General features: G+C 57.4%; 22 protein-coding genes. 4 read left to right on the top strand and 18 right to left on the bottom strand.

Annotated features, from left to right (window positions below):
• Positions 1-79: 79 nt before the first annotated feature.
• From ASD54_RS20750 to ASD54_RS20720, 7 genes are all read right to left on the bottom strand, one after another.
• Complete coding sequence (locus ASD54_RS20750) at positions 80-1,675, bottom strand: ABC transporter substrate-binding protein (protein WP_062556476.1); 1,596 nt, start codon at positions 1,673-1,675, stop codon at positions 80-82.
• Between the two features lie 434 nt (positions 1,676-2,109).
• Complete coding sequence (locus tag ASD54_RS20745; protein ID WP_062556475.1) at positions 2,110-4,047, bottom strand: beta-galactosidase; 1,938 nt, start codon at positions 4,045-4,047, stop codon at positions 2,110-2,112.
• Positions 4,047-5,141, bottom strand: a complete 1,095-nt coding sequence (gene ugpC, locus ASD54_RS20740; protein ID WP_062556474.1) for a sn-glycerol-3-phosphate ABC transporter ATP-binding protein UgpC — start codon at positions 5,139-5,141, stop codon at positions 4,047-4,049. Before ugpC ends, ASD54_RS20745 begins: the two co-directional genes overlap by 1 nt.
• Positions 5,134-7,239 carry an alpha-galactosidase gene (locus tag ASD54_RS20735; protein ID WP_062556473.1) on the bottom strand — a complete coding sequence of 702 codons (2,106 nt, stop codon included), beginning with the start codon at positions 7,237-7,239 and terminating at the stop codon, positions 5,134-5,136. Before ASD54_RS20735 ends, ugpC begins: the two co-directional genes overlap by 8 nt.
• Complete coding sequence (locus ASD54_RS20730; protein ID WP_062556472.1) at positions 7,236-8,087, bottom strand: carbohydrate ABC transporter permease; 852 nt, start codon at positions 8,085-8,087, stop codon at positions 7,236-7,238. Before ASD54_RS20730 ends, ASD54_RS20735 begins: the two co-directional genes overlap by 4 nt.
• Positions 8,087-8,995 (bottom strand): sugar ABC transporter permease, encoded by a 909-nt coding sequence (locus tag ASD54_RS20725; RefSeq protein ID WP_062556471.1) that lies wholly within the window; start codon positions 8,993-8,995, stop codon positions 8,087-8,089. The genes ASD54_RS20730 and ASD54_RS20725 overlap by 1 nt, the downstream gene beginning before the upstream one ends.
• Before the next feature lie 88 nt (positions 8,996-9,083).
• Positions 9,084-10,316, bottom strand: coding sequence for an extracellular solute-binding protein (locus ASD54_RS20720; protein WP_062556470.1), 1,233 nt, complete (start codon positions 10,314-10,316; stop codon positions 9,084-9,086).
• 155 nt (positions 10,317-10,471) lie between these two features.
• Between ASD54_RS20720 and ASD54_RS20715 the strand changes: the two genes are divergently transcribed.
• A complete protein-coding gene (locus tag ASD54_RS20715) occupies positions 10,472-11,383 on the top strand; it encodes a helix-turn-helix domain-containing protein (RefSeq protein ID WP_062556890.1) in 912 nt (303 codons plus the stop codon).
• A 50-nt stretch (positions 11,384-11,433) separates the two neighbouring features.
• Here ASD54_RS20715 and ASD54_RS20710 read toward each other — a convergent pair whose 3' ends face one another.
• From ASD54_RS20710 to ASD54_RS20695, 4 genes are all read right to left on the bottom strand, one after another.
• Positions 11,434-11,937, bottom strand: coding sequence for a DUF992 domain-containing protein (locus ASD54_RS20710; protein WP_062556469.1), 504 nt, complete (start codon positions 11,935-11,937; stop codon positions 11,434-11,436).
• Positions 11,938-11,963: 26 nt separating this feature from the next.
• On the bottom strand, positions 11,964-12,287 hold the full coding sequence (locus tag ASD54_RS20705; RefSeq protein ID WP_156379316.1) for a BON domain-containing protein: 324 nt from the start codon (positions 12,285-12,287) through the stop codon (positions 11,964-11,966).
• A gap of 15 nt (positions 12,288-12,302) precedes the next feature.
• Positions 12,303-12,482, bottom strand: coding sequence for a CsbD family protein (locus tag ASD54_RS20700; RefSeq protein WP_062556467.1), 180 nt, complete (start codon positions 12,480-12,482; stop codon positions 12,303-12,305).
• A 116-nt stretch (positions 12,483-12,598) separates the two neighbouring features.
• Positions 12,599-14,113: a helix-turn-helix transcriptional regulator gene (locus ASD54_RS20695; RefSeq protein WP_062556466.1), complete on the bottom strand. Its 1,515-nt coding sequence runs from the start codon at positions 14,111-14,113 to the stop codon at positions 12,599-12,601.
• Between the two features lie 241 nt (positions 14,114-14,354).
• Here ASD54_RS20695 and ASD54_RS20690 point away from each other — a divergent pair, with 241 nt between their 5' ends.
• The 3 genes from ASD54_RS20690 to ASD54_RS20680 all read left to right on the top strand — a co-directional run bounded on the left by ASD54_RS20690 (position 14,355) and on the right by ASD54_RS20680 (position 16,986).
• Complete coding sequence (locus tag ASD54_RS20690; protein WP_062556465.1) at positions 14,355-14,888, top strand: DUF992 domain-containing protein; 534 nt, start codon at positions 14,355-14,357, stop codon at positions 14,886-14,888.
• 169 nt (positions 14,889-15,057) lie between these two features.
• Entirely contained in the window at positions 15,058-15,693 is a 636-nt protein-coding gene (locus tag ASD54_RS20685; RefSeq protein ID WP_062556464.1) for a nucleoside/nucleotide kinase family protein, read from the top strand.
• A gap of 30 nt (positions 15,694-15,723) precedes the next feature.
• Positions 15,724-16,986, top strand: a complete 1,263-nt coding sequence (locus ASD54_RS20680; protein ID WP_062556463.1) for an arsenic transporter — start codon at positions 15,724-15,726, stop codon at positions 16,984-16,986.
• Position 16,987: 1 nt separating this feature from the next.
• Here ASD54_RS20680 and mmsB read toward each other — a convergent pair whose 3' ends face one another.
• From mmsB to ASD54_RS20645, 7 genes are all read right to left on the bottom strand, one after another.
• Positions 16,988-17,866 (bottom strand): 3-hydroxyisobutyrate dehydrogenase, encoded by an 879-nt coding sequence (gene mmsB, locus ASD54_RS20675; RefSeq protein ID WP_062556462.1) that lies wholly within the window; start codon positions 17,864-17,866, stop codon positions 16,988-16,990.
• Between the two features lie 22 nt (positions 17,867-17,888).
• The gene (locus tag ASD54_RS20670) at positions 17,889-19,484 is read right to left on the bottom strand and encodes a GMC family oxidoreductase N-terminal domain-containing protein (protein WP_062556461.1); all 1,596 of its coding nucleotides are present in this window, start codon (positions 19,482-19,484) and stop codon (positions 17,889-17,891) included.
• Between the two features lie 92 nt (positions 19,485-19,576).
• Positions 19,577-20,587, bottom strand: coding sequence for a branched-chain amino acid ABC transporter permease (locus tag ASD54_RS20665; RefSeq protein WP_062556460.1), 1,011 nt, complete (start codon positions 20,585-20,587; stop codon positions 19,577-19,579).
• Positions 20,588-20,591: 4 nt separating this feature from the next.
• Positions 20,592-21,476, bottom strand: a complete 885-nt coding sequence (locus tag ASD54_RS20660) for a branched-chain amino acid ABC transporter permease (RefSeq protein ID WP_062556459.1) — start codon at positions 21,474-21,476, stop codon at positions 20,592-20,594.
• A 3-nt stretch (positions 21,477-21,479) separates the two neighbouring features.
• On the bottom strand, positions 21,480-22,181 hold the full coding sequence (locus ASD54_RS20655; protein WP_062556458.1) for an ABC transporter ATP-binding protein: 702 nt from the start codon (positions 22,179-22,181) through the stop codon (positions 21,480-21,482).
• 1 nt (position 22,182) lies between these two features.
• On the bottom strand, positions 22,183-22,965 hold the full coding sequence (locus tag ASD54_RS20650; protein WP_062556457.1) for an ABC transporter ATP-binding protein: 783 nt from the start codon (positions 22,963-22,965) through the stop codon (positions 22,183-22,185).
• 12 nt (positions 22,966-22,977) lie between these two features.
• A complete protein-coding gene (locus ASD54_RS20645; protein ID WP_062556889.1) occupies positions 22,978-24,183 on the bottom strand; it encodes an ABC transporter substrate-binding protein in 1,206 nt (401 codons plus the stop codon).
• Positions 24,184-24,294 lie beyond the last annotated feature (111 nt).

Here is a 24,294-nt window from a genome sequence, read left to right as displayed (position 1 = left end):
GACAATCTGGTCGTCCAGGCTGAGGAAAGGCCGCGGAATGCCCTCATCCCGCGGCCCAGTTTGGGATTACACCGAAAACTTACTCGGTGATGTCGACATTTTCAAATGTGAAATCGCCAAGCGGGCTCTGAACGAAGCCGGTCACATTCTTGCGCATGGGCACGATGGACAAAGAGTGGTCGAGCGTTGCCCAAGGCGCTTCGCGCTTGAACACGACCTGCGCCTCTTCATAGAGCTTCGTGCGTTCTGCCTGGTCGGAGGTGACCTTTGCCTTCTTCACAAGGGCATCGAACTCCTTGTTGCACCACTGAGCGCGATTGTTGCCGCCCACAGCATCGCATCCGAGAAGCGTATCGAGGAAGTTGTCCGGATCGCCATTATCACCGGTCCAGCCCAGCATAGCCGCGCCGTCACGATCCTTGGCCTTCGAACGCTGCAGGTATTCAGCCCACTCGTAGGACACGATCTCGACCTTCACGCCGATCTTTGCAAAATCATCCTGGATGATTTCGGCAGCGCGACGAGCGTTGAGCATGTACGGGCGCGAAACCGGCATAGCCCAGACCTTCATCGAAAGGTTCTTGACGCCTGCATCCGCCAGCATCTTCTTGGCTGCTTCGAGATCGTAGCTGTCGTCCTGGACCTTGTCGTTGTAGGACCACATTGTCGGCGGGATCGGGTTCTTGGCAGGCGTTGCCATGCCCTGGAAGACTGCTTCGACGATCGCCTTCTTGTTGATCGCCTTGTTCAGCGCCTTGCGAACTTCAGGCTTGTCGAACGGCGCCTGTGTCGTGTTGTAGGCGAGGTAGGCGATGTTGAGGCCTTCCTGCTCCATGACCTTGAGGTTGCTGTCGGACTTCATCGACGTCACGTCGGCAGCATTCGGATAAGGCATCAGGTGGCATTCGCCAGCCTTGAGCTTCTGATAACGAACAGCGGCGTCCGTGGTGATCGCGAAGACCAGATCGTCGATCTTTGGTGCGCCACCCCAGTAGTCGGCGTTCTTCTGGAAGCGGATGACGGCATCCTGCTGATAACCGATGAAGGTGAACGGACCCGTGCCCACCGGCATCTGGTTCAGCTGCTCCTTCTTGCCAGCCTTGTCCAGGCTGTCGGCATATTCCTTGGACATGATCGAAGCGAATGGCATCGCAAGGTTGGCAAGGAAGGGTGCTTCCGGACGGTTCAGCACCATTTTCACCGTCAGGTCATCGACCTTCTCAACCGACTTGATCAGTTCCGGGAAACCCATGCCAGCGGCATATTCCCAGGAAGCGCCAGCGATATACTGGTTCCACGGATTGCTCTTGTTGATCTGACGGTCGATGGAAAATACCACGTCGTCCGCATTCAGCGTACGGGTGGGCTTGAAGAACTCGGTGGTCTGAAACTTCACGCCGGAACGAAGCTTGAACGTATATTCCTTGCCGTCCTCGGAAACCTTCCAGCTCTCAGCAAGCGCGGCTACCGGCTTCGTCGTGCCAGGCTCGAACTCGAGCAGGCGGCTGTAGACAGGATGAGCAGAGGCATCGAAGGTGGTGCCAGCTGTGTAGAGGCCCGGGTCGAAACCTTCCGGCGAACCCTCGGAGCAGAAAACGAAGGTCTTCGCGCTCGCGGTGGTTGAAAGGAAGGATGCTGCGAGAAGGGCAGCGGCGAAACCAAGTTTATATTTCATGTTCATCTCCCGTCGGCAAAGGCGAGCAGTCACCCTGATGCCGTAGTTTCAAGATCTTTGAAGCGCGAGTCTCATTCAACTTCTTGTTTTTGGCGCCTTTTCGCGAAGCGGTGCATAATGGACAGCTTCAGGACGGATTGTGCCCCGTGGTCCAACATGCCGTGCCCGCTTGTTGCGGCGTTCAACTCTCATATCTATTAGGCGACCCTTGTAAAGAGCCTGAACTCTCAACTTTGCCATCTATCCGATGAATTTATGAGCACCTTTCCAGATTGGAAAGATATATGGCTCTGTGAGAAATAATATTGCGCATTTGTCGCGTCGCAGCAAAATCATCACGCAACCGCGCAAAGATACGAAATCCTGTTTCACACCTCTTCCGTGAACGTAAAAAGCCGGCAAATGCCGGCTTCATCGTTTCAGAATCAATCAGGTCAAGGTTTCAGTCTGAAGACTGATAGCTCTTGTGGGGCCAGGATAGCCTCCCCAAGCACCCTTTCGCAGTCCGCTGGTATTGACCATGGGCTATCGCCATAGTTGAATGCGAAACTCAGGTCGCCACGGGTTCGAATTCGGATATGATCCGGCACTTCGACAATGGGAATGTCGGCTTTCGTGGCGACATGCCTCACTGCTGCGGCAAGAAGTTTTTCGTCTGGCCAGCAGGCAAGGTAATGGACACTGCCCTTCTTCGTCAGTGCCGGATCGCCATTAGCGAATGTGGAAAGAACCTCTGCGTCAGTCTGTAGATATTCTCGCCAGCGGATACCGTTCCCTGCTACCGCCCCGGAAACGGGATCTGAGAGACCGGGCCGAAGTGTCGACACCTGGATCACCCGATGGCCGGTCATCTCGGAAAGCGAGCCGGGCGGCAAATTGTCCGGGATCCGGAAATAGCGATCGCGAGAGCCTGTCCTAGCACCAATCAGGATTGTTCCGGTCGCGGCCTTGAGCGCCGCATGGGCGGCCTCATCGACCTCCGTCATGCATGGTACGAGAACGAGGTCATAACCCTCGAGAGAAGCACCGGGACGAACGAAGTCGATATCGAGACCGAGACGACGGGCGGCTTCATACCAGCGGAAGCAAAGCTCCTCATAGCGGAAGTCTTTGCCCTGCGGCTGAATGACTGTTGTCCAGTAGCTCTGATAATCAAAGACCAGTGCGACACGTGCCTTCCGGGTATCGGGAAGGGCTCCGAGGCTGGCGAGTTCCTGTGCTACGCGCTGAGCTTCAAGCCCACCAGGAGACAACTCATCCAGACCGGCAAGATTGAGGCCGGCATGCATCTGTTCTTGTGCAAAGGTCGCCTGACGCCAGCGGAAATAGCTGACGACTTCGGCACCATGGGCAATGGCTTCCCATGTCCACAGCCGTACCATGCCCGGCTTGGGAACAGGGTTCCATGGAGCCCAGTTCACTGGCCCTGGTTGCTGCTCCATCACCCAGAACCGGCCGTTTCCGACCGCCCTGTAAAGGTCGTGATGGAATGGCGCGATATCGGGATGGGATGTTTCCGCCCAGCGATTTCGTTCTGCTTCCGAAAAAGGAAATTTCTCTACGAAACCGATTGGGTAGCTGTCCCAGGAAGCGAGATCCAGATTATCGCCGACCTTGAAGTGGTCGAAATCCAGGATAAAGCCCATGAAGTTATGCGTGATCCAGCGATCAGGCGAATGCTTGCGAATGATGTCGCACTGCATCTTGTCATAGGCGGCAACTTGATCGGAATGAAAGCGCCAGAAATCCAGCCGCGTCGCGGGGTTTGGTTCGGTCACCGTAAGGTTCGGAAGCGCTACGTCATCGAAGCTCGTCAGTTCCATCGACCAGAATACGGAACCCCAGGCTTCGTTCAACTGATCCGGCGATTGATAGCGCATGCGCAGCCAACGCTTGAACGCCTTCAGATCCTCCGGACCCCAGGAAATGATCGTATCGTGGCAGCCATATTCATTGTCTGTCTGCCAACCGACGAGACCCTGGTGATTGCCGTACCGTTCGGCGACAATCTCGACAATGCGCTTGCTCTCCTTCCACCAGGTTTCGGAGGAAAAGGTATAATGCCGACGTGAACCGAAGCCACGCGGCTTTCCGTCCTTATCATAGGGAATGATATCAGGGCATTCATCCACCAACCATTTCGGCGGCGTCGCAGTCGGTGTGCCGAGCACGATCTTCAGTCCGGCACGCGCCAGAATATCCATCGCACGATCAAGCCATTCAAACGCAAACTGGCCGCGCGCAGGCTCCAGTCGGGACCAGGCAAATTCGCCGATACGAACAAAACGGATTCCCAGCTCGACCATGCGCCGGGCGTCGGTTTCCCAACGAGCTTCATCCCAATGTTCAGGGTAATAACAAACGCCCAGCATTATCGTGTGAGATCTCCGTTGATGACCGCATTTCCCTCCGCGTCGAAGAGATGGCAGGCCTTTGCATTGATGCCGAGTTGCAGCGTATCGCCGGGCTTGGCCGAAGCGAGACCATCCGCCTTAACGGCAATTTCGGTGCCGTCGGCGAGCGCCACAAAGAATAGGGTTTCGGAACCGAGATATTCGGCAAGCTTTACAGTCCCGGCAATCGTCGCATCTCCCTGCCCGCCAGCATTGATGTGCTCGGGGCGCAGGCCAAGCGTCATTTGACCGGGACGAATGGCTGCGGTGCCGACATTGATTGCTACCGTCCCACCCGGCAGCCGAATGTTTGCCAGACCGTTCTCGACAGTCTCGATCTCGACTTTCAGAAAGTTCATCTTCGGCGAACCGATGAAGCCCGCCACGAACAGATTGTTCGGGCGATGGTAGAGCTCCAGCGGAGAACCAACCTGCTCGATCCGGCCCGCCGAAAGAACCACAATCTTGTCAGCCATGGTCATGGCCTCGACCTGGTCGTGGGTGACGTAGATCATCGTGGCCTTCAGATCCTGATGCAGCTTGGAGAGTTCAGAGCGCATCTGCACGCGCAGCGCCGCGTCGAGGTTGGAAAGCGGCTCGTCGAACAGGAAGACTTCCGGATTACGAACGATAGCGCGTCCGATGGCGACACGCTGACGCTGACCGCCGGAGAGCTGGCCCGGCTTTCTCTGAAGCAATGGCTCAAGTTGAAGCATCCTGGCCGCCATTGCCGTGCGTTCAGCGATCAAAGCCTTGTCATGCCCGGTCATCTTGAGGCCAAAGCCGATGTTTTCCGCCACCGTCAGATGAGGATAGAGCGCGTAGGACTGGAAGACCATGGCAACGCCACGCTCGGAAGGTCCGACACTGGTCATATCCTTGCCACCGATGGAAAGTACGCCGGAGGTAATTTCTTCAAGGCCAGCAATCATTCGCAGCAGGGTAGATTTGCCACAACCGGATGGACCGACGAACACGCAGAACTCGCCGTCCTTCACGTCGAGGTCGACGCCTTTGATGACGCTGAGCGCGCCAAACTGCTTCTTCACGCCGCGAAGGTTTACGTCAGCCATGGGTCTTGCCTCCCTCTTGTCGTTCTAGTTCAAGCATCAATGCACTTTCGGGTCGCAACATCGGTAGCGGCAAACCGCTCAGGACTGCATTTCGGAGATCAAATGAGATCTCACCTGCCAGCAACCGCCGTTGCCAATCCGACATCCGGATGAAATCGGGTTCGGCCGGAAGATGCTTTCTCATCCTCCACTGGCCCCCAAAGCCTGCAAGCCTTTCTGGCAACCTGAGCGGGGCCGGCTGTTCGCCCACCATTTGTGGCCCTTGCGCAATGAACAACACGATCTTGTGCGCATTGGAGGCGCCCCAAACGTAGCGGCCATCCTGCGGTTCCAGCTGGAAGTTCGCGCCGGGCGCATGCAGCAGATCCCGAAGCCGCTTGTATTCCGCGATGTAGACGTTCAACTCGGACTTCTCTTTTTCAGAGAGTTCAAGCGGGTTGAGCTCGACACCCAGATGGTACGCCATCGCCACCAAAGCCCGGAAGGACAGGCTGTGACGCCGCCCCGTCTGGTGGTTCGGAGACGCAGAGATATGACTTCCGAGAATTTCGGGAGGAATGAACAGAGACGCACCGCGCTGGATCTCCAATCGCTCCAACGCATCAGTGCAGTCGGAAGTCCAAACGCGGTGCGTCCGCGCCAGAACGCCGTAATCGATGCGCCCGCCCCCCGACGCGCAACTTTCGATTTCGACGTCTGGATGCGCCTGCCGGATCCGGTCCATCAAGGCGTAGACCGCGCGGGTCTGAGCGGAGATTGCTGCCCTGCCATCACGACCGCCAGCATGGGTCAGGTCACGGTTCATGTCCCATTTGATGTAGGAGACGGCGTGATTGGAGAGCACCGCATCAATCTTCTCGAAGAGATAGTCCGTGGCCTCAGGACGCGTCAGATCAAGGACGAGCTGATTGCGCGACAGCAGATGCGGCCTGCCTTCCACCTGCAGCGCCCAATCCGGATGTGCCTCGAACAGACGAGAAACCGGATTGACCATTTCCGGCTCGAACCAGATGCCAAATTGCATCCCGAGACCCGTGACATGATCGACCAGTGGCTTAAGGCCTTCAGGATATTTGCGCGGATCGATATCCCAGTCGCCAAGGCTCGTGGTGTCGTCGTCCCGTTTGCCAAACCAGCCATCGTCCAGAACGAAGCGCTCGATCCCGATCTGCGCGGCGGCACTGGCCTGATCCTTCAACGATTGAAGGCGATGATCAAAGTAATTGCCTTCCCAGGTGTTCAGGGTCACCGGGCGGGGGCTGATCTTTCCTTCCGGCCAGTTGAGCAGTTCCCACCGCACGAAGGCATGGAAGGCCTCGCGGTCCGGGCCTGCATAGGCCCACGGACTTTGATAGCTCTCACCCGGCTTCAGGATCGCCTCCCCGGCTTCGAATAATTCACCGAGGTGAACCAGCCGCTGGCCATCATCCGTTCTATCGATCACGATCTGATGGCCGCCACTCCATCCCAGCGCCACGCCGAACCGCTGGCCTTGGCCTCCCAGGTAGAGCATGGGAAAGCGATCATGCGACGTACGCCCGCGACGACTTTCCTGCGACCAGATACCGGTGCCCAGAGGCTCGCGACGGATCTGGAATTCCCGCCCCCACATGCCGGTGAACGTGGTAATATCGACATCGGGCCACGTCACGGGAAATGTGCCGGCCATGCACCGATCAAGCTGGTAGGCGTCACTTCCCATATTTGTCAGGGTGGTGCTCATGGCAATGATGCCAGATGGATAGGCCGACAAGGTTATGGTGAGTGCGAGCTTTGCAACGTCGTCACGCGCGGTCAATGTCGTCGTCTGGCCAGTTGCTTCGACCGCCCAGTTGCCGAACTGCGCAATGAAATCTTGGCCTTGCCTATGGCCGGATATCGCGGGCCAACCGAAATATCCCATTCCGCCCGTTGGCAGCAGGACGCTGGCGGGAACCGCGACATCCATGCCGTTGATCCGGCTGGAGCGATCGATTTCGAACAGGGCATCAGGCTGCAGCCGACCAGCTCCGAAGCTCAGAATTTCCGGCATGCCGAGAGCAGGCAGACGCAAGCTCAGACCGAACTCGGGCGAGCCAATGTTTACGATGGTGGTCATCCCTTGGTCGCTCCGAGCGTCAGGCCTGCAATGAAGTGTTTTTGCATGAGGAAGAACATCGCGACTGGCGGAAGGGCCGCGATGATGGATCCGGCCGAGACAAGATGCCAGGCGGCAACCCATTGACCGTTCAACGAATAGAGCCCGGCCGTGACCGGCATGGCGTGCTGCCCTTGAACCAGCACCGTCGCCCAGAAATAATCATTCCAGACAAAGGTGAACACGAGAACGGACAGAGCAGCGATGGCCGGACGCATCAACGGCAGGACGATGTAGCGAAAGATCCGCCACTCAGAGACACCCTCGACACGGGCAGATTCAATCAGCGCGAATGGAAGCCCCTTGATGAAGTTTCGCATGAATAGCGTGCAGAACCCGGTCTGAAAGGCAACATGGAAGAGAACAAGACCGAGCGTTGTATCGTAAAGCCCTGCCTTCAGCGTCATGTCTCGGACAGGCACCATCAGGATCTGGAACGGAATGAAATTTCCCGCCACGAACATGAAGAAAAGCAGCAAGTTGGCGCGGAACTTGTAGACCGCAAGCGCAAAACCCGTGAGGCATGACAAAGCTACAGCGCCGATAACGGTGGGGATCGTAACCTTGAAGGAATTGAGGATGTAAAGCCCGATAGGCGAGTCCCTGAACACAGCCGTGTAATTCTCGACGCCGCCGAAGCCGGACGGAATGCCGAAATAGTTGCCGGCAGCGAGATCACTCGCAGGGCGCACCGAGGTTATTGCGACCCCGATCAGCGGCAACAGCCAGAGAACCAGCGCCAGGGGAAGCACCACCTTGTAGGCGGTCTGAGCGAACGGAGACGCTTTCTGAATGGGAGTAGGAAACATCAGCTATTCCTTTCCTGCATCAGCATGCGCACGATGAAGAGCGTGATGAAGATCATCATGATCAGGAAGAGAACCACGGCTATCGCAGCCCCATAGCCCATCCGGAACCCATATTCCGACAGCGCCTGCTCGTACATAAAATAGGAGAGAACCTGGCTTGACCCGTAAGGCCCACCGGAGGTCATGATGGAGACCAGGTCGAAGGAGCGCAGGGAGCCGATGACTGTCACGACCATGGCGATGAAGGTTGCAGGTGCGAGTTGGGGCAGGACCACATACCACAACAGCTTGATGCCCTTGGCGCCGTCCATGCGCGCCGCTTCAACCTGTTCGGGATTGATGTTGTTGAGACCCGTCAAATACAGGATCATGCAATAGGCGGTCTGCGGCCAAAGGCCCGCGACGATGATTCCGTAGGTCACGAAGCGCTCGTCCGCCAGAATGGCGATCTGCTGTCCGGTCAGATTTTCGATCAGCTTCGAGAACAGCCCGAAATCCGGCGCGTAGAACCAGGTGAAGATCAGACCAACGACAACCTGGCTGATGACGAAGGGAAAGAAAAACAGTGACTTGTAGAGCCGGATACCGGTAACCGTCTGGTTCAGGAATAGCGCGACGGCGAGACCGGCCGGAATGGAGAGCAGATAGAGCACCAGCCACAGAACGTTGTTCTTCAGCGAGGTGTAGAAGGAATCGTCGCCCATCAACTCGACATAGTTGCCAAGGCCAATCCAGACCTTATCGCCGAGACCATCCCAGTCATGAAAACTGATCCAGATCGACTCGATGATCGGAAAGAGCACGTAGATAACGAACATCGCCATGCCTGGCGCCAGGAACAGCCAGGGCGCAAGCCTTTGCTGGTTCTTTTTCCAGTAGCCGGTTGACGACGGAACAGCCTCGCTCATGGTCGCGCCTCTGTTGATGACGTTGCGATAGATCGGGCAGCCGCGTCCGATGCACGGTCGCGACTGCCCCAAGTCCGGGAGGAGGACTTTACTTGTGTACGCGCTGACGGATCTTCTCGAGGCGCTCCAGGATGGCGTCAGCCTTGTCCGGCTTGACCATGAATTCCTGGAAACCCTCCATGCCGGCCTTTGCCATTTCGGCGTTCGCATCACGGTCGTAGAACTGCGCGAGTGCATAGGCACCCGAAAGCATTTCAAAGCCTTGCTTCAGGAACACATCCTGCGGCTTTTCGGCCTTGTTGTTGACCGGAAGCTGGCCGAGCGTCGCGTTCATCTTGCTCTGCGCAGCGGGCGATGCGACATAGGCGAGGAATTTCTTCGCGTCTTCCTTGTTCTTGGCCTTGGCCGGAATGTGGAAGGTGTCTGTCGGAGCCTCTTCGGCGACAGGCAGGTTCGGCGTGATCTGCGGGAACTGCAGGAAGCCGATCTGCTCCTCCTTCAGGCCGCCGCTCTTCATCGTCGCGACAGCGAAGTTACCCATCAGGTACATGGCGGCCTTGCCCTGAACCATCTGCGGTACGGCGTCCTGCCAGTCGATGGCAGCATGGTTTGCAACGAAGTAGCCCGGCTTCACCAGTTCTGCCCACTTGGCGAACACGGCCTTTACGCGCGGATCCGTATACGGAACCTTGCCGGAAGTGAGGTCCATGTGGAACTCGTAGCCGTTGACGCGCAGGTTCAGGTAATCGAACCAGCCGCCGGTTGGCCACAAGGCCTTTGTGCCGATTGTGAAAGGCGTGATGCCCGCAGCCTTCAGCTTTTCGCAAGCGGCCAGAAGCTCGGCCCAGGTCTTGGGAGGCGTAATGCCCTGCTTCTCGAAAATGTCCTTACGATAGTAGATGCCCCACTGATAGTAGGTGTAGGGAACACCCCACTTCTTGCCGTCAATCGTCATCGAAGATGCTGCGGACTTGAGCTGGTCATTCAGTCCATTTGCGGTCCAGACATCCGAAACATCGGCAAACAGGCCAGCCTTTACGAAAGGCTCCATGCGGTTGCCAGCATACCATGCCGCCACATCCGGCGCATCGGCAGTCAGAAAGTTGCGGATTGCCGCCTTATAGCCTTCGTGGTCGAAGTTGTTCCACTTCACCTTGATGTCCGGGTGCGCCTTCTGGAAATCGGCAATCAGTTCCTCCATCGCCTTCTTCGGCGCCGGATCGGAATGGTCCGAGTTGATCACGATTTCACCCGCGAATGCCGTGGATGAGAATAAGGCAGCAGACAAGGCAAGGGCCTTCAGGCCGTTGAAAAAGGTCATGTTTTCCTCCCGATGACCGTCATTCAGTCGCTATTGCCCGACACCCTGCCGCCAATTCGATGAACGCGGATCCGGGTTTCAAGCATGACAATATCATTTGCTTTAAAACCGTAATGATCTACCGTCATTCTATCGATCTTTTCCGGAATCCTAAGATGGAACGTTTGGCAAAAATCAATAATGACGAATCCGTCCCGGTTCATCCTGACCATGACCCACGACATCCGCTCGTCATATTTGGAGATCATCGGTTCTGTGCGGGAGAATGCCTCGATGTGCAGCGCATGGCCGGGCCGCACATGCATAGTCAGATTGAACTTAATTTCGTCCTTCGTGGACGCATGAGCTACTGGTTCGATGGGCGCGAGCTGACGATTGATGAAAACCGTCTTTGCCTCTTCTGGGGAATGATCCCGCATCAAGTCACGGACCGGGAGGAAGGCACGCAGTTCGTCTGCCTCTATGTGCCGATGTCGGTGCTCCTGGGTTTTCCCAACCTCAGCCGGTTCCGCAACGCCGTCTTCCGCGGCGCTGTGATCGAGGCGATGGAGATGCGCCCCTGGGAAAGCGAGGTCTTCAAGCGCTGGCGGGATGAGTTGCTATCCGGTGATGCCGAACTGATGGAGATCGTTCGCTCTGAACTGACAGCGCGGGTCATGCGCATCGAGCGCGAAGGATGGCGTGATCTGAGGGAGCAAGGTGACGCAATCGCAAGCTTGGGCAAAAGAGATGCGGATTGGGTCATTCATGTCGAGAAAATGCTAAGATTCATTGGAGAAGGCGCCTTGAGCGAAATCTCCGCCGAAGATGTGGGGCGGGCTGCGGGCCTGCATCCCAACTATGCCATGACACTGTTCCGCAAGGCGGTCGGCATGACCATCAATCAGGCCATCATTCGGCACAGACTGGACACGGCACAATCGCTTTTGATCGCGACAGATCTGCCGATCACGGAGGTTGCCTACGAGTCCGGCTTTGGTTCGCTCTCCACGTTTTATGAGGCATTCCAGCGTCGGTTTAAGGAAAAGCCCGTTCTGTATCGCAAACGCCTTCGCCCTTCCGGCTAATCGGAACAACCAAGGATCGGCGGCCGGTTTCCCGGCCACCGCCTTGCCCATCAGCCTGCGTGGTTCAGCTGGAGACGAGAAACGCCGGCGGCGACGTTCAAACCTGTCCCAACCTGAGCACTGACTGGCTGAAGGGCAAAATTCCTGGAGTTTCCGCCAATCAGCGCGTTGGCACCGACGCCGACCCCGGCGGCAGCAGACGCGGAGGCGCCGACATAGCTGCCAGCCAGCGAGCCTTCGCCGATGCGAGACGCAGCAGTGCTGACAACCACCCAGTTGAGGTAGGTTTTTCCCGTCACGCCAATATCGAGACCGAGCTTGCCGATCGAACCGGTGTAACGCTCAACCTTGCCATTCTGCTGACGGAACTGGCACTGCACCTTCTTGCTCGAACTGAGGATCAAGCCCACGCCACCTTCGATTTCGCAACTCAGCGCACCGATACGCTGACCAGGCTCCGCTGCTTGGGCACGGGAAGCTTTTCCGCTTGCCGCAAAGGCGGCCGGAGTTGCTGCGAGAGATGCGATTGTGGCGAGAAGAATGATCTTTTTCATAATGTTCTCTTCCTTCAGAAGCTGATTTAGCTATGGTCCGGGATGACCGCGTCATTAACAGCGATATAGCGAGGCAGATGGAACCGTGGCTGCACGGCGAGGTCGGCCAGAACGCTGCGTCCGGTGAAGACTTCAGCGATAGCAATCGCGGTCTCCAGTGTGTCGGTGGAGTCCACCTCACCTGTCAGGACAATCCGACCATCCTCTAAGGCACAGGTAATGCTGCTTTTTTCGAGTCCCTGCGCATAGGCAAGGATCGACTGCAAGGCAGCACAAACACTGTGATCCTGGGGGTGTCCGCGCATCTGGGAACGTGCGTGTGCGACAATCATCATACCTGCCTCGCTCACGGGTTGATCCGGAAACTACTTGAGGGCGGACTTCACGGAGTCCTTGGCCTTGCCGACAGCGCTCTGCGCTTCGCCGGCAACCTTGTCGGCCTTGCCCTCGATCTCGAGGTCACGATTGCCCGTCACCTTGCCGACGGCTTCCTTGATCGTACCCTTCGCCTGACGGGCAGCACCTTCGATCCGGTTCTTATCCATGATCCTACTCCTTGTTTCAGTTGGGCCAGCAGCGCTTCATTGCGCTACATGACTGGAGATAGGACCGGAAACGGCGCTGATGCAGAGAAAGAACTACTAATCCTGCTAGTAGGTTTTCACCTTTTTTTGCCTTTCGATGTCTTTTTGGCAGAAGATGCACCGTTCCCGCTGAACCCACGCTCGCGCGCCCATATCACGGCTGCAGCACGGCGATTGACGCCGATCTTGTTGTAGAGGGACGCTACGTGATTTCGAATGGTATGGCGCGACAGGCAAAGGGCATCGCCCATCTCGGCATCACTCAAACCATCGCAGATCAGTCCGAGGATCTCGCTCTCACGCTCGCTCAGATCTTTCAGTTCAGCCGATGGGTTTTTCCCGGTTGAAGCTCGGCGCAGGGTCGCGAGGCGATCTACGACGGTGCGGCTGAACCAGGACGTATCGGCCATGACGCTTTCGATGGCCTCGATGAGTTCAAGTTCCGAGCGTCTTCGTTCCGTCACATCCTGAACCGACCAAAGCACGCACGCATGGTCATTTATCTCAACCCGTTCTGCAGAGACAAGGCATTCCGCCGTATCGCCGTTCGCAAGCAGCATGCGCAAGGCCACATCTCTGACCGGAACGTTATCTCGCAGATGCTTTTCGATTTCCTTGCGGGTCTTCGTATCCTCCCAAAGCTTCAAATCAGCCGCTGTTTTTCCAATAACGGATTCGATCTTCCTGCCACTGAGAGCAAGGAAAGCCTCGTTGACTTCCATAAAGACGAAGTCATCCAACCGCGCGATTGCAGCCGGTGCTGGCGAAAGGCGGAAAGACTTGGAGAACCTTTCTTCACTCTGGCGAAGAGCGTTCTGCGCTTTGCGACGGCCATCAAGATCGGCAAATGTAAACAGCATGCAGGGCACCTCACCGACAGGAATTGGCTCGCCCGCCACAATGACCAATCGATCTCCACCGTCCGGAAGCGGTATCAGGGCCTCGCGCTGACGTATGACCCTGCCTTCCGCCAGCTTGATCATGGCGTCATCACCCGTCTCGCAATTGGAGAACAGTCCGATTTCCTCGACCATCTTGCCCAGCACATCGTCTTGGCTCAGTCCGGTCATTTCCATGAAACCCTGGTTGACGCGGATGAAGCGTTGGTCGTCCAGCCTGCATATGAGTCCCGGCGCGGGATTGGCGTTGAAGGATTTTTCAAAACGCTTTTCTGCCTCATAGCGCGGGGTTTCGTCGCGAATGATCAGCACCAGAACATCAGGCTTGGCACCGGCGTCTTCGAGGATCAGCGTTCGCACGACATGAACCCAGCACGCGTCAGGATCGCTGGTCGGAGAGACTTCGATGGTGACCCCGTCCAATGCTTCCCCGCCCAGTAGCCGTTCAAGCGGGTACTGCCCCTCGTCGAGCGTGTGGTTGTTTCGATACCGAAGAGTGAAGCGGCGGCGGTAATCCGCAACAGTCTCGCCAAGTCCGGCAAGATCTTCCACGCGGTGGCTCTTCAGGGCTGCTTCGTTTGCCCAACCGATCCTGCCATCCAGCTCCACAAGGATAAGACCATCTGTCAGGCCTGCGATAAGCTGCTGCAGGACGGTGCGGTTTATGCGTGGTGCTTCAGCGGCTTCGTTCATGGAGATCCGGTTCCAATTTGAATGGACCTTAAAGTGTGAACGATCTTGTGCAGGACAAGTGGCATCATCCTGATGTTGAACTCGGTGGAAAAGACGTCTGGCGACTAAAGAAAATAAACAAAGGGTTTACGAGGATCATTTTTTTGCCACGCGCGTTGATGAGGAAATTCACAAGCGTCAGCATTGCTGAGTCGAGAACTGCCGCACCAAACGCATAGAGTAATACCCAAGGAGTAAACCCATGAAGAAAATCCTCGCAGTTGCCATCTCTGCTCTGCCCGTCATTGCAAGCGCTGGCACAGCATTTTCAGCCGACACCATATCCCGCTATGACCGCGCTCCGGTTGCTCAGGAGCAGGACCAGCGCGGTGGCGTGCGCATCGGCTATCTGGATTGCACGATCGGTGGCGGCGTTGGCTACGTGCTCGGTTCTGCGAAGGAAGCTGACTGCGTCTTTACGTCCGCGATGGGTGGTGAGCCGCTCGACCGTTATACGGGCGTTGTGCGCAAGATGGGCGTAGACCTTGGCTTCACGACGAAACAGCGGATGGTCTGGGCCGTTTTCGCTCCGACTGCCGGTTATCACCGCGGCTCACTCGGCGGCCTTTATCAGGGCGCAACGGCTGAGGTAACCGTTGTTGCAGGCGTCGGCGCCAACGTTCTCGTCGGCGGCACGTCCGGATCGATCCACCTTCAGACGGTCAGCGTCCAGGGCCAGCTTGGCCTGAACCTCGCTGCAACCGGAACCTCTGTGACGCTTACTCCTGCAAGCTGAGGTCGGTAGTATCCATGAACATGAAAGCGTCTGCTCCGGCAGGCGCTTTTTTCTTGGCCTTGTCTTTATTCAGATTTACTTGAAAAGACTTGATCTGTGATCGCTGGTTCGATTTGGATCCATCGGCACATGACCAACCCACCGCTTCTATGCCGAACCGGAGTTCCAGATGACCGCACTCGTCGACAATGCCAAGCGATTGGCTGACCGCCTCCTGTCGTCCTACTCGGGTTCTCGACTACTTGCAGGCATGGCCGGAGCACCCGGATCCGGAAAGTCGTCGCTGGCGGATGCAGTAGTGGAAGAGATCAACCACAAGCGGCCGGGCTTTGCCGCGGTCTTCCCAATGGACGGATTTCACTACGACGACGCCGTGCTTCGAGATATGGGTCGCCTTGCCAACAAGGGTGCCATCGATACGTTCGATGCGCATGGTCTGAGACATATGCTGCAAAGGCTGAAGGCCAATGAAGATGATACAATCGCCGTTCCGGTTTTTGATCGATCCATTGAAATTGCCAGGGCTGGGGGTCGCCTCATCCCGCGTGAGACGGGCATCATCGTTTGCGAAGGTAATTATCTGCTGATGCGCAACGAGCCTTGGGACCGGCTGCATCAGATCTTTGACCTCACCGTTCTGGTTGAAGTGCCGGTCGAGGAGTTGCGCCGGCGTTTGCGAGAGCGCTGGTTCTTTTACGGTCTCGACGAGGAAGGTATTCGTCGAAAGCTGGACGACAATGACATTCCCAACGGGATGGCCATCATGGACGGCAGCATCGAACCTGATGTCCGGGTTCCGAATTGAACCCGCGATGCGCTTCAAGGACATGATTGCATGACTTCGGTTACTATGACCTGGCTTATTGCGGGCATGACCGCCTTTGGCGTCGTCGTCCGTCCTTTTCGATGGCCGGAAGCGGTCTGGGCGGTTGCCGGTGCTGCAATGCTCCTCCTCCTCAATATCATCGGTTGGAGCGACGCCGTCAGCGGCGTACTGAAAGGGTTCGACGTCTACCTCTTTCTCATCGGAATGATGTTGCTATCGGAGCTTGCCAGGCGAGAGGGCCTGTTCGACTGGATTGCCGCGATCGCTACCTCCGCTGCGAAAGGATCTCCGCGCCGTCTTTTTTGCCTGGTTTACGCAGTCGGCGTGGTTGTCACGGTCTTTCTGTCAAATGACGCAACAGCGGTTGTCCTGACACCGGCGGTTTATGCCGCCTGTCGTGCAGCGAAGGTAAAGGACCCTCTGCCCTATCTCCTGATCTGCGCATTCATCGCCAACGCCGCGAGCTTCGTCCTGCCCATTTCGAATCCCGCAAACTTGGTCATCTTTGCGGGTGGAGAGATGCCGCCCCTGTCCCGTTGGCTGGCGACATTCCTGCTCCCCTCAATTGCTGCGATCGCCATTACCTTTGTTTGCCTCTACGTGACGCAGCGCAAAGCATTGATGGCGGATGAACTGGCAGAAAACATTCCAACACCGGAATTGACACGAGCGGCAAAAATCTCTGGTATCGGTCTATGCATCACTGCCGCTGTGTTGGTCATAGCTTCTGCCCTGCATCTTGATCTTGGAATCCCCACCTTCATAGCCGGTGTCATCACAACCCTTGGCGTCCTGCTGCTCACCCGCCAGAACCCTCTTGAGGTTTTACGCGGGGTCAGCTGGAGCGTTTTGCCACTGGTCGCAGGTCTTTTCGTCGTTGTGGAAGCCGTGAACAAAACCGGGCTGACATCGCTTCTTGCGCAGCAGCTAGCAACGCTTGCGGCGGAATCAGAAACACAAGCGATAGCGATCGCAGGCACCGGCGTCGCGATTGTTTCAAACCTCGTCAACAACCTGCCAGCAGGTCTGTTCGCCGGAAGCGCGGTGCAGGCCGCGAATGTGTCAGATGCCATCGCGGGCGCTGTACTCATTGGTGTAGACCTTGGCCCGAACCTGTCGGTCACGGGGTCACTTGCCACCATCCTCTGGCTTACAGCATTGCGACGCGAAGGCATTCACATGAGTGCCTTCGCCTTCCTGAAGTTGGGCTTGGTGGTGATGACCCCAGCGCTTGCGGCTGCACTGGGAACTCTCATCCTGCAAAACTTCTAGGTCATTTCGTACGGAGCATCTCGATGATGCCAGAGAAATCCGTCCCACCATGGCCTGAGGCCTCGAACTCGCGGTAAAGAGCCGCAGCCGCAGCGCCCAGCGGCGTATTCGCTCCGCTGCTGTTTGCCGCATCCTGGGAGAGCAGCAGATCCTTCAGCATCAGGGCTGCTGCGAACCCGGGCTGGTAGTCGCGGTTGGCAGGTGAAGTCGGAACCGGGCCCGGAACCGGGCAGTAGGTATTGACCGACCAGCACTGACCGGACGAGGTGGAAACCACATCGAACAGCGCCTGATGGGTCAGGCCAAGCTTTTCGCCCAGCGCAAAGGCTTCGCAGGCGCCAATCATCGAAATGCCAAGCAGCATGTTGTTGCAGATCTTTGCGGCCTGACCAGCGCCGCCGCCGCCGCAATGGACAATGCGTTTTCCCATGGCCTCAAGGATTGGGCGCGCCGCGTCAAAGGCGGCCTGCGTGCCTCCCGCCATGAAGGTGAGTGTTGCCTGCGCTGCTCCCGAGATACCACCGGACACCGGCGCGTCAAGGGAATGGCAATTGGCCTCGGCTGAAAGTTGATGCGCCTTTCGGGCTGAATCCACATCGATGGTCGAGCAATCGATCAACAGTGTGCCAGATGCAAGCGATGGCTTGAGCTCTGACCAGACGGAGAGCACATGCTCCCCCTTCGGCAGCATGGTGATGATCACGGTTGCGCCCTCGCATGCGTCAGCCAAGGACGAGACCGCCTGCACCCCGGCCTCTCCGGCTGCCTTGCGGCTGTGCTCCGACAGATCGAAACCGCGAACCACGTGGCCAGCCTTCACCAGATTGGCGGCCATTGGTCCGCCCATGTTTCCAAGCCCTACAAATGCAATATTCGCCATAATCAAAGTCCTCCCGATGCCATTATCTATTGTCTTCCAAAATCATCATCGCCGCTTTCTCCGCAATCATGACCGTTGGTGAATTCGTGTTTCCCGACGTGATCGTCGGCATGATGGAGGCATCTGCTATTCGCAGACGTCCAAGAGCGCGCATCCGCAATCGCGGATCGACGACGCTCTCCGGGTCCGGTCCCATGCGGCAGGTGCCGACAGGGTGGAAAATCGTCGTTCCGATCTCTCCAGCGGCTTTGACCAGTTCCTCCTCAGTCTGATAACTCGGACCTGGTTTGTATTCCTGCGGATTATAGCGGGCGAAGGAAGGCTTAGAAACAATCTCTCGCGTCAACCGGATAGACTGCGCGGCGACCATCCGGTCACTTTCCGTCGAAAGATAGCGGGGCGCGATAGCAGGCTGTTGCGCAAAATCAGCGCTCTTTGCATGTACAGAACCTCGACTGTCTGGCCGCAGATTACACACGCTTGCTGTAATGGCCGGGAAGGTGTGAACCGGATCGCCGAACTTATCGAGGGAAACGGGCTGCACATGGTACTGCAGGTCCGGCGTTTCCTTCTCGGGTCCGGAACGGGTGAAGATGCCAAGCTGGCTGGGCGCCATCGCCATGGGGCCGGATCGTTTCGCCAGATATTCGAGACCAATGGCCATCTTGCCAAGCAGGCTGGATGCCTTCTCATTCAGAGTTGGGACACCGGTCACCTTGAAGGTCAGGCGTAATTGCAGATGGTCCTGAAGGTTTTCGCCCACCTGCCCGACGTCCTTGACAAGGTCGATTCCAGCATTTTGCAAAACCTCTCCCCGCCCGACACCCGACAGCTCTAAGAGATGCGGCGAGCCGATCGCGCCAGCCGAAAGCACTGTCTCGCGACGGGCATAGAAACGCTGATCGACGCCACCGACGGATACCTCGACACCCTTCACCTCTCCCTGTTCGATGATGAGCTTTTTCGCCTGCGCCTTGGTCACGACGCGTAGATTGCCGCGTTTCATTGCGGGCCGAAGAAAGGCCTTGACCGTGTTCCAGCGAATGCCCGAACGCTGATTGACGTCAAAGTAGCCAGAACCTTCATTGGTGCCCCGGTTGAAATCCGGCGTCTTGGGAATGCCTGCCTCTTCTGCCGCCTGCTGGAAGGCATCGAGAACCGCCCAGCGAACGCGGGCGGTTTCCACGCGCCATTCCCCACCGGCTCCGTGCATGTCATCGCCGCCCTTATGAAAATCCTCGGATTTCCGGAAAAGCGGCAAGACGTCATCCCAACCCCAGCCGGGATTGCCCATCTGTCGCCACTGATCGTAGTCGCGTGCCTGGCCGCGCATATAGATCATGCCGTTGATCGAAGAGCAGCCGCCAAGAACCTTGCCGCGAGGATAGTTCAGCGCGCGGCCGTTGAGACCCTGTTCCTTCTCGGTCTGGAAGCACCAGTCCGTCCGGGGATTGTTGATGCAATAGAGATAGCCGACCGGAATATGGATCCAATGATAATTGTCGTTTCCGCCAGCCTCCAGAAGCAGAACCGTGTTCTTCCCGTCGGCGGACAGGCGGTTGGCGAGCACGCAGCCAGCAGTCCCTGCACCAATGATAATGTAATCGAAGCTATTCATGACACAGCTCGTGAGGGGACCAAAGGTTCGCCTGGGCGCGCTCAATGCGCCCATGCGGAGTTTAAACTAGAAGCTTTGGTGCGATTATCGGGTTAGAGCCAGCGCGCCAGCCCGAATTTTCGGCCGATCCTTGAGGCCGCCAGTTCCCCCACCACGCCACGTCGGAAGACCAGCACGCAGATCATGAACACAGCGCCGGTGATGATCGTGACCGGAAAGCCGGTCGTTGCCAGATAATTGCCCAGCATGACCACAATTGCGGAGCCGAGGATGGGGCCAAGCATGGTGCCGATGCCACCAAGCAGTGTCATCAGGATCACCTCGCCGGAGGTCTGCCAGCCCACATCGGTCAGCGTCGCGAACTGGAACACAAGAGCTTTGGTGCCGCCTGCCAATCCGGCAAGCGCTGCCGACATCACGAAGGCTCCGAGCTTGTAGCGCGCGACGGAATAGCCAAGTGAGATCGCCCGTTGCTCGTTCTCGCGGATGGATTTGAGGATCATGCCGAAGGGCGAATGCACGAAGCGCCAGATGATGAAAACTCCAATCAGGAAGATCGCGGCCACGGTGTAATACATGGCGATCGGCTGGCTGAGATCGATGAAGCCGAAGAGATGCCCACGCGGAACAGACTGGATACCGTCCTCACCATGCGTGAACTTGGCCTGCAGGCAGAAGAAGAAGAACATCTGCGCAAGCGACAGCGTGATCATTGAGAAATAAATGCCCTGTCGCCGGATCGCAAAGAAACCCATGATGAGGCCGAGAGCGGCGCCGCCTGCAGTTCCGATGAGAATGCCGAGTTCAGGCGGCACGCCCCATTCCTTCACGCTGTGCGCGGTGAAATAGGCAGCGCCGCCGAAAAAGGCCGCATGCCCGAAGGAAAGAAGACCGGTATAGCCGATCAGAAGGTTGAAGGCAGCCGCAAAGAGAGCAAAGCAGAGCACCTTCATGATGAAGACCGGGTAGATCAGGAAGGGCGCAACAAGAAGCAGCAACAAGCCTGCAATGAGCGCAAGACGCCTCGCCGTGATCTCGGATTTCGAAACAGAACGGTCATCGAGGGCATCTGACGGGACGGTGGAGGTGTGAATTTCAGCCATGTTCTTACTCCCGTCCGAACAGTCCGGCAGGCCGGACGAGCAGGACTATTGCCATGATGACAAAGATCACTGTGTTGGAGGCTTCCGGATAGAACACCTTGGTCAGGCCTTCGGTAATGCCCAGAACATAGCCCGTTACGATCGCACCAAGGATGGATCCCATTCCGCCCACGACGACCACCGCAAAAACGACGATGATGATGTTGGAGCCCATCAAGGGCGAGACCTGGTAGATTGGCGCTGCCAGCACACCTGCAAAGGCAGCAAGAGCAACACCCAGCCCGTAGGTCAGCGTCAGCAGGATCGGCACGTTGACGCCGAACGCCTGCACAAGCGTGGAATTTTCCGTTGCTGCCCGAAGATAGGCGCCAAGCTTTGTCTTCTCGATCAGCAGCCAGGTTCCGATGCAGACTACCAGCGAGGCAACAACCACCCAGCCGCGATAGTTCGGCAGGAACATGAAGCCGAGGTTCGTGCCGCCCGCAAGCGATGGAGGCGTGGCATAGGGCTGACCGGATGCGCCATAGTAGTAGCGGAAAATGCCTTCCAGCATCAGCGCAAGGCCGAAGGTGAAGAGCAGACCGTAGAGCGGATCAAGACCATAGAGCCTTTGCAGGAACAGCCGCTCGATAACGGCGCCGAACACGCCGACGATGATGGGTGTCAGGATGAGCGCCGGCCAGTAGCCAATGCCGGCAAAATGGAGAAGCAGATAAGCCGTGAACGCACCCAGCATATACTGTGCGCCATGCGCAAAGTTGATCATGCGCAGAAGGCCGAAGATAATCGCCAGCCCGAGCGACAACAGGGCATAGAAAGACCCGTTGATCAGACCGATCAGAAGCTGACCCAGCAGCGCGGGAAGCGGAACTCCGAAAACCATTGTCATGGTTCAGACTCCTAGAACTTTATGGAGTTCATCCATGCGCTCGCCAAGCTGCGCAACGGGAAACTCCGATTGAATATGGCCGTGATCCATTAGGTAGAAGCGGTCGGCAACGCGACTTGCAAACCGGAAATTCTGCTCCACCAGAAGAACCGTTATACCGCGCTGTTTCAGGCGTATCAGCACGTCACCGATCCTTTGCACGATGACCGGCGCAAGCCCCTCCGTTGGTTCATCCAGAAGCAGCATCCGCACACCCGTGCGCAGGATCCGCGCAATAGCCAGCATCTGCTGCTCGCCACCGGAAAGCTTGGTTCCAGGACTGTTTCGACGCTCGTGAAGGTTTGGAAACAGTTCGAAAATCTCGTCGACCGTCATGCCGTTCTTGGCGATCTGCGGCGGCAGCATGAGGTTTTCGATGACACTGAGGCTCGCGAAGATACCCCGCTCTTCCGGTACGAAACCCAAGCCATGCCGCGCCGTCTTGTGCAGCGGCACGGGCATCATGTCCTGATCGTTAAAGCGCAGAGTACCCTTGCGCTGGCGGATGATGCCCATGATAGTGCGCAGCGTCGTCGTCTTGCCGACGCCGTTGCGGCCAAGCAGGGTTACCGTCTCGCCTTCACGGATCTGCATGTCGACCCCATGCAGAACGTGACTTTCGCCATACCATGCGTTGAGGCCGCGAACGTCCAGTAATGCGTTCATCTCAATCCTCCTCGCGGCCCATATAGGCCGTGCGCACCTGTGGATCCTGGCTGACGGTTGCGTAGTCCCCCGCTGCGAGGATTTCGCCACGCTGAAGCACGGTGACCCGGTCGCAGATGTCGGCCACGACCGACAGGTTGTGCTCGACCATCAAGACCGCGCGCGTTTTGGCGACGGAGCGGATGAGCCCGGCAATGGCAGTGATATCCTCCTGCCCCATCCCAGCCAGCGGTTCGTCGAGCAGCAGCACTTTAGGATCGAGAGCGAGTGTCGTTGCAATCTCCAGAACGCGTTTGCGCCCATAGGATAGGTCCGCCGCAAGCGCATCGCGCTCCCGCATGAGCCCGACGGTTGTCAGCAGGGCATCGGCTTTCCCTGTCAGGGTGTCGAGCGCGGACATCGGCCGCCAGAACTGGTGTGCCAGACCGTTCGGTCGCTGCAGGGCCACCCTGACATTGTCCAGCACCGTCAGATGCGGGAAGACCGCCGATATCTGGAATGAGCGCACCAGCCCCATTCGTGCCACGCGGTCCGGGGAAGTGGACGTGATGTCTTCGCCCATAAGGGTAATTTTACCCGCGGTTGGCTGAAGAAACTTGGTCAAAAGATTGAACACCGTCGTCTTCCCGGCGCCATTAGGCCCGATAAGCGCATGGATCTCACCATGGAAGACGTCGATATCAACATTGTTGACCGCCAGAAAACCACCGAAGCGGCGAGAGAGACCACGCGCGGAAAGGACCGCGCGTTGCTCCCCCAGGGACTGTGGGGATGGTGCGTTCATGAAAAGACCCGCTTATTTTACGAGGTCACAGCCGCTCTTGGCCGGATCGATATAGGCTTCCTTGCCAGGAATGGTGGCAAGAACCTTGAAGTAGTCCCAGGGCTTCTTGCTCTCGGACGGCTTCTTGACTTCCAGCAGGTACATGTCCTTGATCATGCGGCCATTCGGGCCAACAGTGCCCTTGCCCGCGAAGACGTCTTCGACCGGCATGGAATGCAACTGCTTGGCAACGGCTTCCGTCTCATCCGTTCCGGCCTTCTGGATGGCCTTCAGGTATTGAAGAACAGCAGAATAGGTGCCCGCCTGAATCATGTTCGGCATTTTGCCAGTGCGCTTCATATAACGCTCGCCGAACTTGCGGCTCTCGTCGTCACGATCCCAGTAGAAACCTTCCGTCAGGGTCAGACCCTGTGCCGCTTCAAGACCGAGGCCGTTGACTTCAGCAAGCGTGAAGAGCAGCGCTGCAAGGCGCTGTCCGCTCTGCGTGATGCCAAATTCCGCTGCCTGCTTGATGGCGTTCTGCGTATCCGCGCCAGCATTCGCGAGACCGACGACATTCGCACCGGATGACTGCGCCTGAAGCAGGAACGACGAGTAGTCTGCGTTGCTGAGCGGATGGCGGACTGCACCCACCACTTCACCACCATTGGCCTTGACGAATTCGCTGGTCTGGCCCTCGAGCGAGTAACCGAATGCGTAGTCAGCCGTCAGGAAGAACCACTTCTTGCCGCCCTGCTTGACGAGCGCGCCGCCGGTGCCAACAGCCAGAGCATGTGTATCGTAGGCCCAATGGAAGCCATAGGGGCTGCACTGCTTGCCCGTCAGTTCTGTCGTCGCAGCACCGGTAACGATGTCGATCTTCTTCTTTTCCTTTGCAATCGCCTGCACCGCGAGAGCGACGGAAGACGTCGTCAATTCCATGATGGCATCGACCTGGTTTGTGTCGAACCACTGGCGTGCGATGTTGGAAGCGATGTCCGGCTTGTTCTGATGGTCAGCGTCAACAATCTCGATGGCGCTATCGAGCACCTTGCCGCCAAAATCTTCAACGGCCATCTTTGCCGCCTCGACAGAGCCCTTGCCGCCGAAATCGGCATAGACACCGGACTGGTCGTTCAGAATGCCGATCTTCACCTTTCCGTCGGAAACGGAAGCAGCAAACGCCATGGATGTGCTGGCAAGAAGCGCCGCAGCCGACGCCAGAATAGTTCCGCGCATATCATTATCCTCCCAGAGATAGTGCGTGGCGCTCATATGAGCCTGTTCAAAAACAGGCTGCTGGCTCTCCTCAAAGCCCGCAGCTCGAGAATTATGTTTCTCTTAAAAATC

It is taken from the genome of Rhizobium sp. Root149, from assembly GCF_001427345.1.
GTDB classification, from domain to species: domain Bacteria; phylum Pseudomonadota; class Alphaproteobacteria; order Rhizobiales; family Rhizobiaceae; genus Neorhizobium; species Neorhizobium rhizoryzae.
Note: the sequence above shows the minus strand (reverse complement) of the source record. Positions and strands in the feature narration are given on the sequence as shown.